At 62.7% G+C, this 13,726-nt stretch carries 16 protein-coding genes and 1 tRNA gene; 11 read left to right on the plus strand and 6 right to left on the minus strand.

Features of this window, described 5'->3' with window-relative positions:
* Positions 1-149 precede the first annotated feature (149 nt).
* Positions 150-1,856 (plus strand): potassium/proton antiporter, encoded by a 1,707-nt coding sequence (locus tag K7I12_RS00750; RefSeq protein ID WP_031383561.1) that lies wholly within the window; start codon positions 150-152, stop codon positions 1,854-1,856.
* A gap of 237 nt (positions 1,857-2,093) precedes the next feature.
* Here the strand turns inward: K7I12_RS00750 and K7I12_RS00755 are convergent.
* A tRNA-Ser gene (locus K7I12_RS00755) sits at positions 2,094-2,184 on the minus strand.
* Between the two features lie 239 nt (positions 2,185-2,423).
* Here K7I12_RS00755 and K7I12_RS00760 point away from each other — a divergent pair.
* The 9 genes from K7I12_RS00760 to K7I12_RS00800 all read left to right on the plus strand — a co-directional run bounded on the left by K7I12_RS00760 (position 2,424) and on the right by K7I12_RS00800 (position 6,811).
* Positions 2,424-2,621: a CsbD family protein gene (locus K7I12_RS00760; RefSeq protein WP_031383560.1), complete on the plus strand. Its 198-nt coding sequence runs from the start codon at positions 2,424-2,426 to the stop codon at positions 2,619-2,621.
* An 87-nt stretch (positions 2,622-2,708) separates the two neighbouring features.
* The gene (locus K7I12_RS00765) at positions 2,709-2,876 is read left to right on the plus strand and encodes a hypothetical protein (RefSeq protein WP_160171092.1); all 168 of its coding nucleotides are present in this window, start codon (positions 2,709-2,711) and stop codon (positions 2,874-2,876) included.
* Between the two features lie 240 nt (positions 2,877-3,116).
* On the plus strand, positions 3,117-3,791 hold the full coding sequence (locus K7I12_RS00770) for a metallophosphoesterase (protein ID WP_035575540.1): 675 nt from the start codon (positions 3,117-3,119) through the stop codon (positions 3,789-3,791).
* Between the two features lie 131 nt (positions 3,792-3,922).
* Positions 3,923-4,591 (plus strand): Bax inhibitor-1/YccA family protein, encoded by a 669-nt coding sequence (locus tag K7I12_RS00775; RefSeq protein WP_031383558.1) that lies wholly within the window; start codon positions 3,923-3,925, stop codon positions 4,589-4,591.
* Positions 4,592-4,769: 178 nt separating this feature from the next.
* Positions 4,770-5,162 carry a sulfurtransferase complex subunit TusD gene (tusD, locus tag K7I12_RS00780; protein WP_031383557.1) on the plus strand — a complete coding sequence of 131 codons (393 nt, stop codon included), beginning with the start codon at positions 4,770-4,772 and terminating at the stop codon, positions 5,160-5,162.
* Between the two features lie 42 nt (positions 5,163-5,204).
* Positions 5,205-5,570, plus strand: coding sequence for a sulfurtransferase complex subunit TusC (gene tusC / locus K7I12_RS00785; protein WP_031383556.1), 366 nt, complete (start codon positions 5,205-5,207; stop codon positions 5,568-5,570).
* Positions 5,571-5,597: 27 nt separating this feature from the next.
* Positions 5,598-5,888, plus strand: coding sequence for a sulfurtransferase complex subunit TusB (tusB, locus tag K7I12_RS00790; protein ID WP_031383555.1), 291 nt, complete (start codon positions 5,598-5,600; stop codon positions 5,886-5,888).
* Positions 5,888-6,241, plus strand: a complete 354-nt coding sequence (locus tag K7I12_RS00795; protein ID WP_231662670.1) for a TusE/DsrC/DsvC family sulfur relay protein — start codon at positions 5,888-5,890, stop codon at positions 6,239-6,241. The genes tusB and K7I12_RS00795 overlap by 1 nt, the downstream gene beginning before the upstream one ends.
* A gap of 9 nt (positions 6,242-6,250) precedes the next feature.
* Positions 6,251-6,811, plus strand: coding sequence for an acyl carrier protein phosphodiesterase (locus K7I12_RS00800; RefSeq protein ID WP_031383553.1), 561 nt, complete (start codon positions 6,251-6,253; stop codon positions 6,809-6,811).
* Here the strand turns inward: K7I12_RS00800 and K7I12_RS00805 are convergent, their stop codons facing one another.
* From K7I12_RS00805 to K7I12_RS00825, 5 genes are all read right to left on the minus strand, one after another.
* Positions 6,812-8,029: a molybdopterin molybdotransferase MoeA gene (locus K7I12_RS00805; protein ID WP_031383552.1), complete on the minus strand. Its 1,218-nt coding sequence runs from the start codon at positions 8,027-8,029 to the stop codon at positions 6,812-6,814.
* Complete coding sequence (moaB, locus tag K7I12_RS00810; protein ID WP_031383551.1) at positions 8,022-8,552, minus strand: molybdenum cofactor biosynthesis protein B; 531 nt, start codon at positions 8,550-8,552, stop codon at positions 8,022-8,024. The genes K7I12_RS00805 and moaB overlap by 8 nt, the downstream gene beginning before the upstream one ends.
* On the minus strand, positions 8,549-8,863 hold the full coding sequence (locus tag K7I12_RS00815; RefSeq protein ID WP_031383550.1) for a DUF1244 domain-containing protein: 315 nt from the start codon (positions 8,861-8,863) through the stop codon (positions 8,549-8,551). Before K7I12_RS00815 ends, moaB begins: the two co-directional genes overlap by 4 nt.
* Positions 8,864-8,941: 78 nt before the next feature.
* The gene (locus K7I12_RS00820; RefSeq protein WP_031383549.1) at positions 8,942-9,571 is read right to left on the minus strand and encodes a helix-turn-helix domain-containing protein; all 630 of its coding nucleotides are present in this window, start codon (positions 9,569-9,571) and stop codon (positions 8,942-8,944) included.
* A gap of 142 nt (positions 9,572-9,713) precedes the next feature.
* Entirely contained in the window at positions 9,714-10,664 is a 951-nt protein-coding gene (locus K7I12_RS00825) for a histone deacetylase family protein (RefSeq protein WP_031383548.1), read from the minus strand.
* Positions 10,665-10,782: 118 nt separating this feature from the next.
* Here K7I12_RS00825 and K7I12_RS00830 point away from each other — a divergent pair, with 118 nt between their 5' ends.
* Positions 10,783-13,530 carry a bifunctional acetate--CoA ligase family protein/GNAT family N-acetyltransferase gene (locus K7I12_RS00830; protein ID WP_231662671.1) on the plus strand — a complete coding sequence of 916 codons (2,748 nt, stop codon included), beginning with the start codon at positions 10,783-10,785 and terminating at the stop codon, positions 13,528-13,530.
* The last annotated feature ends 196 nt before the right edge of the window (positions 13,531-13,726 follow it).

A 13,726-nucleotide genomic window follows, 5' to 3' on the forward strand; every position in this document is an offset into this window, starting at 1 on the left:
GCCCGGTGGATATCTGACTGGCTAGCGAAGCCGTTGATTCGGCGTTTCAGATCGCTCTTGGCAATGCGCAAACGACACAGAAGGGCGCCTGCGTGGCTACCTAACGCATGACATACTAACTGGGCATCAGGAATCCGACATGGACCACAATGGATAGCATCAACACGCTGTTTCTGTTCACCGGCTCTTTGCTCGCGCTGAGTATCCTGGCAAGCCGCTTGTCATCGCTGTTCGGCCTTCCCTTGCTGTTGATCTTTCTGGGGTTGGGCATGCTCGTCGGCGAAGATGGCCTGCTGGGCATCGAGTTCAGCAACTACTCGCTGGCCTTTATCATCGGTCATCTCGCCCTGGCGATGATTCTCCTCGACGGCGGGCTGCGTACGCGCCTGAAAACCTTCCGCGTCGGCTTCAAGCCGGCGCTGTCGCTGGCAACGCTAGGGGTTTTCCTGACCAGTGGCGTCGTCGGGCTGTCTGCCATGTGGCTTCTCGATCTCACGCTCGTTCAGGGCTTGCTGGTGGGGGCAATCGTCGGGTCGACGGATGCCGCGGCGGTATTTTCGATGCTCGGCGGGCGGGGACTCGACCTGAACGAACGCGTCGGGGCCACGCTGGAAATCGAATCCGGTACCAACGATCCAATGGCCATCTTCCTGACCATGACACTGGTCGAGGTGCTTACCGGTGAGATCGGCGGCCCCGTCGACACCGTGCTGATGTTCGTCAACCAGTTCGGCTTGGGGTTGTTGATCGGCGTAGGTGGCGGCTGGCTCATCGCCAGGTTGCTGCGTTGGCTTGACCTGGCCCCCGGTCTTTACTCGTTGTTGACGCTGGGATTGGGGTTCTGCATTTTCGGACTTACCAGCGCGCTGGGCGGCAGCGGCTTCCTGGCGATCTACTTGGCCGGGCTCATGGTCGGCAACCAGCCGGGACGGCATCTCAGCTTCATTCTGCCCGTACACGACGGCCTGGCCTGGCTCAGTCAGATCGGACTATTCCTCGTGCTGGGTCTGTTGGTGAACCCGAGCGAGATGATGGACTATGCGGTCCCGGCCTCCTTGCTGTCGTTGGTGTTGATATTCGTGGCTCGTCCACTGGCTGTGATCGTGGCCATCAAGCCATTCTTTCGTTTTCGCTGGCGAGAGATCGCCTTCATATCCTGGGTCGGCTTACGCGGTGCGGTGCCGATCGTGCTGGCGATTTTTCCGGTTATCGGTGGCGTGGAAAATGCCACGTTATATTTTAACGTGGCCTTTTTCGCGGTGCTGATCTCGCTGCTCGTGCAGGGCAGCAGCCTGTCTCCCGCGGCCCGATTGACCAAGGTTCTGGTGCCTGCCCGGACCACGCCCAACCGGCGCGGCCCGCTGGGTGTCCTGCCGGAAAACGACTATGAGATGTTCGTCTATCAGGTCGAGAACGATGCCCTGGATGATACCCCCATTCGCTTGTTGCGTTTTCCTTCGGGAGCGATGATCTCGGCCCTGTTCCGGCAGCATGCGATGCTGCACCCCAAGGGCAATACCCGGTTGCGCATGGGTGACGTGCTTTGCATCATCGGCCGCAGTGACGATCTTCCCGCACTGAATCGGCTTTTCAATGGTGATGCCCGCTTGAAGCAGGAGCGCGCGTTCTTCGGCACCTTCACTCTCGACGCAGCTGCGCTGATGCGTGACGTGGCAGATGCATACGGCCTGACGTTGAGTCCTGGTGAGCAGGAGATGACACTTGGCGAGTTCGTATCACTGCGGGTTGGCGGCCATCCGGTAATCGGCGATGACATCGATTGGCACGGCTTTCAGTGGGTCATCAGCGAAATGGACGGTAACCAGGTCAAGCGCGTGGGATTGCGGCTGTACTGATCGATAGCCATGCAGGCAGTTCACTGGGGGGATCGAGTTATTGCCCGGTACAGGCTGTCGCGTGAGACCTTGGCGCGCTCTGCATGGCTCGCTCGCACTTTGGTCTGAAAGCACGCGTTTATGCACCGGGCCGGCGCAAGCTTATAACGGGTATCGTTATAGACGTTATAGAAATCGATATTTTCGGGTGTTTTGCTCAGCGGGCGGGTGACGTAAGTCATTGCTGAGAAAGGTAAGTGGCGGAGGGACAGGGATTCGAACCCTGGGAAGGCTATAAACCTTCGCCGGTTTTCAAGACCGGTGCATTCAACCGCTCTGCCATCCCTCCGGCTTACGGAGGCGTATATTACCACTTTTTTCGTCACCGTCAACTCCTGGGTAGCAATCAATACAATGCCTTACGCGCAGCGCCTGGCTGCGCCCGCATTCGGCGAAAGGCGGCTATAGGGCAAGGCGACTATGATCAGTGGAGTTCAGTGTTCTCAGGCTAGGTTAAAAGCCCGGGTGACTGCTACGGTGTAGTGGAGCGTCAGCAAGCGCTTGCATGGAGGCGATAAGGAGAGACACATGAATAGCGATCAGGTGAAAGGCAACTGGAAGCAGGTCAAGGGCGAAGCCCAGAAGCGTTGGGGAAAGCTGACCGATGACGACCTGGATGTCGTCGACGGTGAATACGAGCGTTTGGTCGGCGTTCTCCAGGAGCGTCACGGCATGGCTCGCGAGGAGGCCAAGAAAGAGGTCGATGATTTCTACGGAACGCTGTGAACCGCGCGTCAGCCACTCTGACCAATGGCGTCTGATGGGCTGATTGCGAGTGGCAGCAAGGCTAGATCGAAACAACAGGAGCAAGACATGGAAATCACGATCCTGAATGCCGGCGAGGACGAGACGGCATTCCACGAGACTGCCTCAGGCGAAGTGGGTACCGCACTACGCAAGGCGGGCAAAGACTACATCGGGCACGCAATCTGTCTGAAAATCAGCTCCTGGCGATTCAGCGGAGCGATCCGGAGGCTCTGAGCCGGCTCGAGGCGGATATGACCACGCATGCCCTCGAAGTCGCTAATGTAAGTCAGGATTCGGGGATCGCATTACGCCTGAACATGCAGGGCACTAAGAGGACCTGAGCCCTGCTGTGTTCCCGGCCCCGGTCATGCCGGGGCCTATCTTCAAGCCTTGGCGCATCAGGCACTTGTATGGTGCGAGATTCGCGGAGCGATCTGTCGAGCCATCCCCAGGGGTCTTTCGAGGTGGATGTTCATGAGCACGATGCTCGAACGTTGTGCCGTCAACCGAGCGGGTACTGACTATGTCGTGGGCGATATCCACGGTTGTTACGGCCTGCTTCAAGCGGCGCTCGAGCGCCTGGATTTCGATACTGCGCGCGATCGGTTGTTCTGCGTAGGCGACTTGATCGATCGTGGCCCCGATTCGCGGGCCTGCCTGGAGTTGACCTTCGAACCATGGTTTCACGCCGTGCGCGGCAATCATGAAGAACTTGCCGCACAGGCCCTGAAAAGCGGCGACTGGGCATTGTGGATCGAGAACGGCGGGGGCTGGGCCTTGAATGAGCGGTCTGGCGAGTTAGCTGACTTGCTGGAGGCGGCATTGTCTTGCATGCCCTACGCCATCGAGGTGGCCCTCGACGAGGCCAGCGTCGGAATCGTGCATGCCGAACCGCCGGGTGACTGGCTGGCTATCGAGCGACAGGGCCATGCGTTGAAGCAGCAGCTGACCTGGGCCCGTCGACGTATCGCTTCTCACCATGACGCCCGCATTGCCAATATCGATGGCGTGGTGGTTGGTCATACCATCCTTGCCGAGCCGATCAATCTGGGGAATGTCAGATACATCGACCTGGGGGCGTTCGGCACCGGGAATCTGCATATCGAAGCGCTGCACGAGAGCGCCCGTCACTTCTCAAGCAAAACGTAAGCCGGCAATCGAGATAAGCCATGAAAAACGCGCTATTGTGGCTTGCGCGGGGAACCCGCAGCCGGCATGCTGGGTCATACTCATAGTTCTTCCTTTAACACTCGTTTTCTTTAGCGACAGGAGTCTGAATCATGGCCTATCAGTCATCGCAGGTCAGCGATCGCCGCACGTCGGCGTTGTCGACCAACAAGGTATTGCGCAACACCTACATGCTGCTGGCAATGACGCTGCTGTTCTCGGCAGTGACCGCTAGCGTCGCCGTCGCCATGGGCGTTGGTCAGATGAACATTCTGATCTTCTTCATCGGCGCCTATGGCTTGATGTTCCTGGTCCACAAGACTGCCAACTCGGCAGCTGGGCTGTTGGCAACCTTCGCCTTCACCGGTTTCATGGGCTTCACTCTGGGTCCCGTGATCAACCTTTATCTGTCCGTGCCCAATGGCGGCCAGCTGGTCATGACCGCACTGGCCATGACCGGGGCGACCTTCGTCGGGCTGTCCGCGGTAGCCTTGATTACCCGCAAGGACTTCGGTTTCCTGAGCAACTTCCTGATGGCCGGTGCCATCGTGCTGATCCTGGCGATGGTCGTGGCGATGATCTTCAATATCGGCGCCCTGGCTCTGGCGGTTTCCGCCGGGTTCGTGCTGTTCTCTTCGGCGGTCATTCTCTACCAGACCAGCGAGATCGTGCATCGTGCCGGTGAGACCAATTACATTCTGGCGACCGTGACGCTGTACGTCTCGATCTACAACCTGTTCATCAGCCTGCTTTCGCTGCTGGGCATCATGAATAGCGATTGAGTCGGCCTGCTGTGACACGAGCCTCCGCCGGATTGCCGGCGGGGGCTCTTTTCGTTGTGCAGGTTTACGCTGACTCTCGTGAGCAGCGTGCCTGTCCGTAATGTTGCCTCTACCGCAAGGCGTGCACGACAATGAATGTTGAGCTAGCTGAGCTAGCTGATCCAGAAAGGGGACCGAAATGCGCTATGGTCTGGTTGTAATGGGCGGGCCCTATTCCCACCAAGCGTCGCATTCGGCGTTGCGCTTCGCTCAGGCCGTCATCGATCGCGGCCATCGCCTGGCAACCGTGTTCTTCTATCATGACGGGGTTTACAATGCCTCGCGGTTGAGCGCGCCGCCTCAGGATGAGCCGCACCTGGGCGATGCCTGGCTGCGCTTGGCCGAATCCCAGGGCACCGAGTTGCTGGTGTGCGTAGCGGCGGCCTTGCGGCGGGGCATGATCGATGAGCGCGAGGCGCGGCGCCACGGCAAGCCAGCCCATAATGTCGAGCCGCCGTTCGAGCTGACCGGGCTGGGCCAACTGGTGGAGGCCAGCATGACCCATGACCGCCTGGTGACGTTCGCACCCTGATGGGCATGAATGTTGGAGTGTGCATGGATTGTTGGAGTATGCATGGGTAGTCCGCAGAGGGTGCTGGTGGTGCTGCGCCACGCTCCCCATGACAGTAGTTGGCTGCGTGAAGGCCTCGACGTCGCGCTGGTGGCCGCCGCCCTTGGCCAGGACGTGACCCTGCTGTTTCTCGGCGACGGCGTCGAGGCGCTACGTGGTGGTCAGCAGGCCGGGCCGCTCGGGCAGAAGGGCAGCCATGCCACGCTCGACATGCTGACCATGTACGATATCGACGATATCCGCGCCGATATCGAGTCGTTGACCAGTCGAGGACTCACCATGGAGCGACTCAACTGGCCGGCACGCCCGGTATCTGACCAGGCCTTGCCCGGCCTGTTTGCAACGAGCGCGTCGGTCTTCAACTTCTGATGGCGCCCAGCGAGGATCCGTTCGGCCATGCTTTTGCACCTGCTTAATCGCTCTCCCGCCTCCAGCGGCGTGCCGCACGAGGTGTTGCGTGCAATGGGCCCCGACGACCGGCTGCTGTTGATGGAAGCGGGGGTCTATGGGGCGGTGGAACCCCATGCGGCGCTTTTTTCATCGCTGCATGGACGCTGCTTCGCGCTGGCCGAGGATCTCGCGTCGCGGGGCTTGAGCGAGCACTGCGCAGCGTGGATAACGGTGCTGGACATGCAAGGTTTCGTCACGTTGACGGAAGAAACCCAACGCACGGTGAGCTGGTTCTGATGAGCACCACGAGCCCCGCACGCTACGTTGCCATCGATGCGCGCCAAGTCGCCCTTGATCCCGAAGGCTATCTCGTCGATCTCGCCGACTGGTCGCCGGCCGTCGCCCAGGCGCTGGCCGCGGAAGAGGGCCGCGAGTTGACCGACGAACACTGGGAAGTGATCGATACGCTGCGCGATTTCTATCGGCGCTACGCAATGGCCCCGGCGATGCGCCCGCTGGTCAAGGCAGTCGGCCAGCGGCTGGGGCCCGACAAGGGGCGCTCCATCCATCTGATGCGCCTGTTCCCCGACAGCCCGGCCAAGGTCGCCGCGCGGCTGGCAGGGTTGCCCAAGCCCACCAATTGCCTGTAAGAGCGCCTGGTGAATTTTCTCGCACATGGCTGGTTGGCCCGCGGCGGCACGGATGAATTCCTGTATGGCAATCTGGTTGCCGATGGCGTCAAGGGCGCCGATCTGGGCGACTGGGCCCCGGCCGTCGCTGCCGGGATACGCCATCATCGACGCGTCGACGCCTGGGTGGACCAGCATTGCGTGGTGCGCGAGTCCCGTTCGCGGGCGCCGAGTTGGGGACGCCGTTACGCCGGCATCGCGCTGGACATGGTGTGGGATCATTTCGTCGCCCGGGACCATCTCGACACGGCGCTGATCGAGCGCTGCTACCGGGTGCTGGCAGCACGCACGGCACCGGCTCGCCTGGCGACGATGATGCCGCTGCTCATCGAGCAGGACTGGTTGTCGCGCTACGCCGATCTCGACTTCACCTGCACGGCCATCGCCAATCTGGGGCGGCGCCTGCAGGGCCCCAACCGTCTCGCCGAGCTAGTGCCCTGGATCGAGGCCGACTACGCGGGCCTGGAACGGGATTTCCAGGCGCTATGGCCGGCGCTCAACCGCGAACTGGGCATCAGGCGCGAAAGCTGATTATCCCTCGGGCAGCCACAGGCAGCCGATACGATCGCCTTCGTGGATATCGCTGTGCGGCGGAATGTCGGCGAGGGCCTCGGCGGCGACGCATGAAGACAGTACCGCCGAGTTCTGATCGGCGAAGGCGTGCGCGACGATGTCCGCTTCGCCGAATTCGAGCGTCACGCGCATGAAGTGGCGTCGCGCCTGGGTACGGGTCGTGAATCCCGCCCGGGCAGGCAGCCGGGGCAGCGCGGCGAGTTCGCCACAGCCCAGCAGGGCGCCGATCAACGGGCGCAGGTAGAGCCAGGCACCGACGAAACTCGAAACCGGGTTGCCGGGCAGGCCGACGAACCGCGCCTCGCCATCGGCGTGCGGCAGGCGGCCCAGCGCCAGCGGCTTGCCCGGGCGCATTGCCAGACGCCAGAGATCGAGCCGGCCGAGGCGCTCGAGCGCCGCCTTGACGTGATCCTCTTCGCCGACGCTCACCCCGCCGCAGGAGACGACAACGTCGGCTCGTTGCGCCGCCTCGCCCAGCAGGCGACAGGTCGTGGCGAAATCGTCCGGCAGCGTGGCCGTGTACACGACCTCGGCCCCGAAGCGCTCGAGCAGGCGTGTCAGCATCGGCCGGTTGCTGTTGTAGATCTGCCCCGCAGCGAGGGGTTGTCCGGGCTCGACCAGCTCATCGCCGGTGGTCAGCAGGGCGACACGCGGACGGCGACGGACGCTGACCGAAACAATGCCCTGGCCGGCAATGTGCCCCAAGGCCGCGCCCCCGAGCCGCGCCCCGGCAGGCAGCAGAGCACTGCCCACTGCCACGTCGCGGCCGCGGCGGCGCAGGTTTTCGCCGCGGGACACGTCGGACGGTATCAGCGCGCCATGCTCGCGCAACTCGACGGCTTCCTGCATCACCACGCAGTCGGCGCCCAGCGGTATCTCGCCGCCGGTGAAGATTCGCGCGCAGCTACGCGGCGCCAACGGCTGCGCTGCACTGCCGGCGGTAACGCGCTGGCTGATCGGCAGCAGCGTGCCGGCATCGGCGGCACGCAGGGCGTAACCGTCCATCGCGCTGTTATCGGCCGGCGGCACGTCGCGGGTGGCCGTCACCGACTCGGCGAGCACGCGTCCGGCGGCGTGCTCGGCCGGCAGCTGCTCGCCGGCAAGCGGCGAGACACCGGCCAGCAGTGCCTCGAGCGCGGCCTCCACGTCTTGCAGTTCGGCCTGGGCGTCAGCCATGCGTGCCTCGCCCGGGGATCACCAGGTTGGCGTAGTTGCAGGGCCGATGCCGGCTGTCGAGCTGCTCGCGCAGAATGCCGTGCCAGGCGGTGCGGCAGGCCCCGGTGGAACCCGGCAGGCAGAACACCACGGTGGCGTTGGCCAGCCCGCCGAGGCAGCGGCTCTGGATGGTCGAGCTGCCGATCTCCTGCCATGACAGGTGGCGAAAGAGTTCGCCGAAGCCATCGATGGTCTTGTCGAGCAGCACCGAGACCGCCTCGGGGGTGGAGTCGCGCCCGGTGAAGCCGGTCCCGCCGGTGGTCAGGATCACCTGGACCGCGGGATTGGCGATCCACTCGGCGATTACGGCGCGGATCCGGTAGACGTCATCGATGACGATCCGCTTGTCGATCAGCCGATGGCCGGCTTCGTCGAGACACTGCACGAGCGTCTGGCCCGAGCGGTCCGTCGACTCGTCGCGGGTATCCGAAATCGTCAATACCGCCACGCTGAGCGGTATCAAGCCTTCACGTTCGTCGCTCATGCCTTTTCCTTGCGCTGTTGACGGGCTTCCAGGGCGGCGAGCTGTTCGGGCGTGGCCGGCGCCTGGTGGTTCGCCTTCCAGTCGCTGTAGGGCATGCCGTAGACGTACTCGCGGGCCGACTCGTAGTCGAGTTCGGCGCCGCGCTCATCGGCGGCGGCAACCAGCCATTTCGCCAGGCAGTTGCGACAGAAATCGGCCAGAATCATCAGCTCGATGTTCTGGACGTCCTTGTTGGCGTCGAGATGCGCAAGCAGCCGGCGAAAGGCGGCGGCCTCGAGTTCGGTACGTGTGGCGTCGTCGAATTCACGCATGTTGATCGCTCCGCTTGGTCAAGACTGGAAAGAAGGGCGCAGGCCATATGCCGAGCAGCGCCGCGAACGATCGGCGACCTAGCCGATGTCGGCGCGGGTGCAGACGGACAATACCGTGGCGTCCGTTTCGTCGATCGAAACCAGCGCATGGCCCATGTCGCTATCGAAGTAGATGCTGTCGCCCTGCTCGAGCGCCACGGGCTCGTAGAACTCGGTGTAGAGCAGGATGCTGCCCTCGAGCACGATCAAGAACTCCTCACCATCATGACGCACCCATTCATGGAACTCGTCGAAGCTGCGCGCCCGGACGATGGTCTTGAAGGGGATCATGCGCTTCTGGGCGAGTTGATGGGAGAGTAGCTCATGCTCGTAGGTCGGCGTCGGATGGCGCTGTCCGTCGCCGGCCCTGGTCAGGTCGCGCCGTCCCATGGTGGCCGTCTGTGGCTTTGGCGGACGCAATAACTGTGGCAAATCGATGCCCAGCCCGCCGATCAGCTTCTGGACCACCGTGAAGGTCGGTGATAGCTGATTGTTCTCGATCTTGGAAAGCGTCGAGCGCGCCAGCCCGGTACGCTGACTGACGTCCTCGAGCGTCCACCGGTTGGCGAGACGGATCTCCTTGAGTCGCTTGCCGAGGCGCAGTGGCTCGACGAAAGGCTTGCGCCCGGAGGCGATCTGCAAAGCGGCGTCCTGGTCGGTTGTGGCCATTGATTGACAGTTCACGATCGGAAATCAATTTTCGTCCATGCTAGCACAGCGCTTGCCATCAAGCGCCCTGGTAGCGCCTATGATGATGCATTCTGCGACATCTTCTTGCATGCCGATTTCCGCCCTCCCGGAAACATCGTGCTCACTTTGGCGCTGCAGCGGGCAGGTAGGGCTGGCCGAGCAGGGCACATACATGGGCGGCGGCGCTGCGACCCAGGGCGTCGAGCGCATAGCCGCCTTCGAGCACCGACACCAGCCGGTTGTCGGCATGGCTACGCGCGACGCCCATGAGCAGTTCGGTGATCCAGTGATAATCGGCGTCCTCCAGGCAGATATCGCCCAGCGGATCCTCGCGGTGGGCATCGAAGCCGGCCGAGACCAGAATCAGTTCGGGGCGATGTGCCTGCAGCGCGGGCAGCCAGTCACGCTCGACCAGCTTGCGGTAATTAGCGCTGTCGCAGCCGGCATCGAGCGGCGTGTCGATGACGTTGTCGAATCCGGCGCGCAGGTGGCGCCAGGGATAGAAGGGGTACTGATAGCTGGTACAGATCAGCGTGTCGGGATCGCCACCGAAGATGTCGATCGTGCCGTTACACTGGTGAACGTCGAAGTCGATAATGGCGATGCGTCGCACGCCGTAGCGCGCCCGGGCATGAGCGGCGCCGACGGCGACGTTGTTGAAAAAGCAAAAGCCCATCGCCTCGCTGGCCTCGGCATGATGGCCCGGCGGGCGAACGGCGCAGAACGCATTGTCGGCCTGATGACGAAAGACCCGGTCGATGCCCGCAATGACGGCGCCGGCGGCGAAGCGCGCGGCATCGAGACTGTCGGGGTTCATGAACGTATCGCTGTCGAGGTTGATCAGCCCCCGCTCGGGCACGCAACGTTCGAGCGCCTTGAGATGACGCGCCGGGTGGATGCGCACCAGCTGTTCGTCGCTCGCCGGCTTGGCGTCGGCCTGCATGGTCTGTTGAAGTACCCCGGCGAGCGCCATGTGAGCGCGAATGATGTCCAGCCGCTTGGGACTTTCCGGATGGTCCGGCCCCATGTGGTGGCGATCACAATGGGGATGACTGATAAAGGCTGTGATCATCTAGGGTCTCCGGCCGACAGTTAATCACGGTAAACGCCGGCAAGGCTTGCAGGACACTGTTCTTAAGTCGTACACAGTGAACATCGTCGAGACAAGGTCGAGGCAAGGAGAGCGCAGCGTGAGCACACGGTTTTTGCGGTATTTCTTCGAACCGAGGACCCTGGCGGTCATCGGTGCCTCGGAAAAGACTCATTCCATGGGCGGGCTGGTGATTCGCAACCTGATCGACAGCGGCTTTCCGGGCGATATCTGGGCCGTCAATCCCAAGGGCTACGCCAGCGTTCACGACAAGCCGTGCGTCAGGCGCGTCCATGAGCTTCCCGACGTCCCCGACCTGGCGGTCGTCTGCTCGCCGGTGGCGGGTCTGCCCCGGCTCATCGAGCAGCTCGGGCGCTTCGGCGTGCGCGCGGCCATGGTGCTCTCCGGTGGCGCGCATCTCGATGATCGCAGCGGCGACGGCGGCTCGATTCGTGAGCGCATGCTGGCCTCGGCGCGGCGTTCGGGAATCCGTGTGCTGGGTCCGGAATGTCTGGGCATGATCGTCCCGGGGCGTCATCTCAACGCCACCTACGCCAGCCAGCCGGTGAAGGCCGGACGCGTCGCCTATCTCGGTCAGTCGGGCATGCTAGGCAATGCCATGATCGACTGGGCCGCCGGGCGCGGCATTGGCTTCTCCCACCTCGTCACGCTGGGCGACAGCGTCGATGTGATGCTGGCCGACCTGATCGACTACATCAATCAATACTCGCCTTGTCAGGCGATGCTCTTGCATTTGGAGCGCATCCACGACGCCCAGCATTTCATGACCGCGTTGCGCGAATCGTCGCGCAACCGCCTGGTGCTGGCCATCAAGAGCGGCCGCACGCCGGGCTCCGAGCTGTCCGGCGTGCCGTCGACACCGGGCGTGGCCAACCGCGACGTGATCGTCGATGCCGCGCTGGCTCGTGCCGGGGTGGTCCGGGTCGACGATTCCGATGAGCTGTTCGACGCGCTGGAAACGTTGTCGCGCATGAAGCCGCTGCGTGGCGACCGCCTGGCGATCGTCGCCAATGGTCTGGGGCCGGCCTTGCTGGCGATCGACAAGCTGATCAACGCCGGCGGCACGCTGGCGGAGTTCTCCGAACAGACGCGCCGGGCGCTGACCGACGGCGAATTCGACATCAGTCTGCCGGGTCGCAATCCGGTCGATCTGGGCGGCAATGCGGCGCCCGAGCGCTTCGTCGAGGCGCTGGATATCGTCGCCGCCGATCCCAATACCGATGCCGTACTGGTGGTCCATGCGCCGACCCGTTTGGCGCCGTCGCGAGCCACCGCCCAGGCGGTGGTCGCCAACCGGCGGCGTTTCAAGCGCAACCTGCTGACCAGTTGGATGGGGCTCGAAGAGGCGCTGTCGGCCCGCCACGAATGCAATCTGGCCGGGATTCCGACCTACATTTCGCCCGAGAAGGCGGTCAAGGCCTTCATGCACATGGTGGATTATCAGCGGGTCCAGGCGCAGTTGCAGGAAACCCCACCGAGCCTGCCATTCACCACCAGCGCGGCGATTCGCGAACGCTGCCATCGGCTGATCGGCGAGGCCAAGGCCCGTCAACGCGATCGACTGACCCACGAGGAGACCGCCCAGGTGCTGGCCGCCTACGGCATCCCGGTGGCGCCAAGCCGTTATGCGCTCACCCCGCAACAGGCCGCCGAGGCGGCCGGCGCCTTGTCGGGGCGCATGGCGCTCAAGATCGTCCATGAACGCAACTGCCTGCCGTTTCGCTATCGCCAGCACCCGCACAAGCTCTCGGCCGGCCTGCTGCAGGATCTGCAGACCCCCGAGGAGGTGGCCGACGGCGTCCGGCGTCTCGGCGCCAAGGTCGAGGAGAAGTTCCCCGACAGCCGCATCTATAGTTACTGCCTGCAGGAAATGCAGCGCGGCAAGCATTCGCTGCAGCTGTGCGCGGGCATCACCCGGGATCCGATCTTCGGCCCGGTGATCGTCTTCGGCATCGGCGGCTACAAGGTCAACGTGCTGGCCGATCGGCAGGTCGCCTTGCCGCCATTGAACATGACCCTGGCCAACGAGCTGATCGCGCGTACCCACGCGGCGAAGCTGATCGGCGAGCATTCGCGCGATCCCGATCTCGATTACAAGCGGCTGGGCCAACTGCTGGTCAAGCTATCGCAGATGGCCTCGGACCTGCCCGAGCTCAAGGGGCTGGAGCTCAATCCGTTGCTGCTCAACAGCGAGGGCCTGATGGCCATCGACTTCGCGATGGATCTCGGCGAACCCGCGCGCCACGCGATCATGCCCTATCCGGAAGAGTTGCGTGAGTGGGTCGCGCTCAGCAACGGCATGCACGTCGAGATTCGCCCGATTCGGGGCGAGGACGCGCCGCTGATCACGGCCTTCCACGCTCAGCTTTCCGAAGAGAGCATCCGCTTTCGCTATTTCCATAACAAGGCCGATCTCAGCAAGCGCGATCTGTCGCGGCTGGCCCAGATCAACTACGACCGTCAGATGGCCTTCATTGCCGAACATCAGCGCACCGACGGCAGCAAGGAAATGCTCGGCGTGGTACGGGTCTGGAACGATCCCGACAACATCCGCACCGAATTCTCGGTGATCATCCGCGACGACATGCATGGTCATGGCCTGGGGCGACTGCTGATGGAAAAAATGATCCGTTACAGCCGCGGCCTGGGTACCCTGGAAATGGTCGGCAAGATCATGGTCGATAACGGTCCGATGCGAGCGCTGGTGAAGCGGCTCGGCTTCACCAGTCATTACAACATGGAGGAGCAAGTCGTCGATGCTGCCCTGCGACTCAATGCCCCCGCCAGCGACTGGCAGCGTCATCGCCTCGAAAATCAGCCCTATTGAGCGTTCGGAATTCCTCCGTAACTGGCCATGGGGAAATTGAACCGTTGATCAATCATCAGTACTTCTGATTTGAAGCACTATTAATAAGATTGTATGATGCAATAAGAGCTATAACCACTCGTTATGAAAATACGGCGCTGCGATGGCGTTGAGAAATCTTCGCCGCGTCGTTTCGCATCAAATAAAACGATCACGA

It is taken from the genome of Halomonas sp. IOP_31, from assembly GCF_021151495.1.
Classification (GTDB): domain Bacteria; phylum Pseudomonadota; class Gammaproteobacteria; order Pseudomonadales; family Halomonadaceae; genus Modicisalibacter; species Modicisalibacter zincidurans.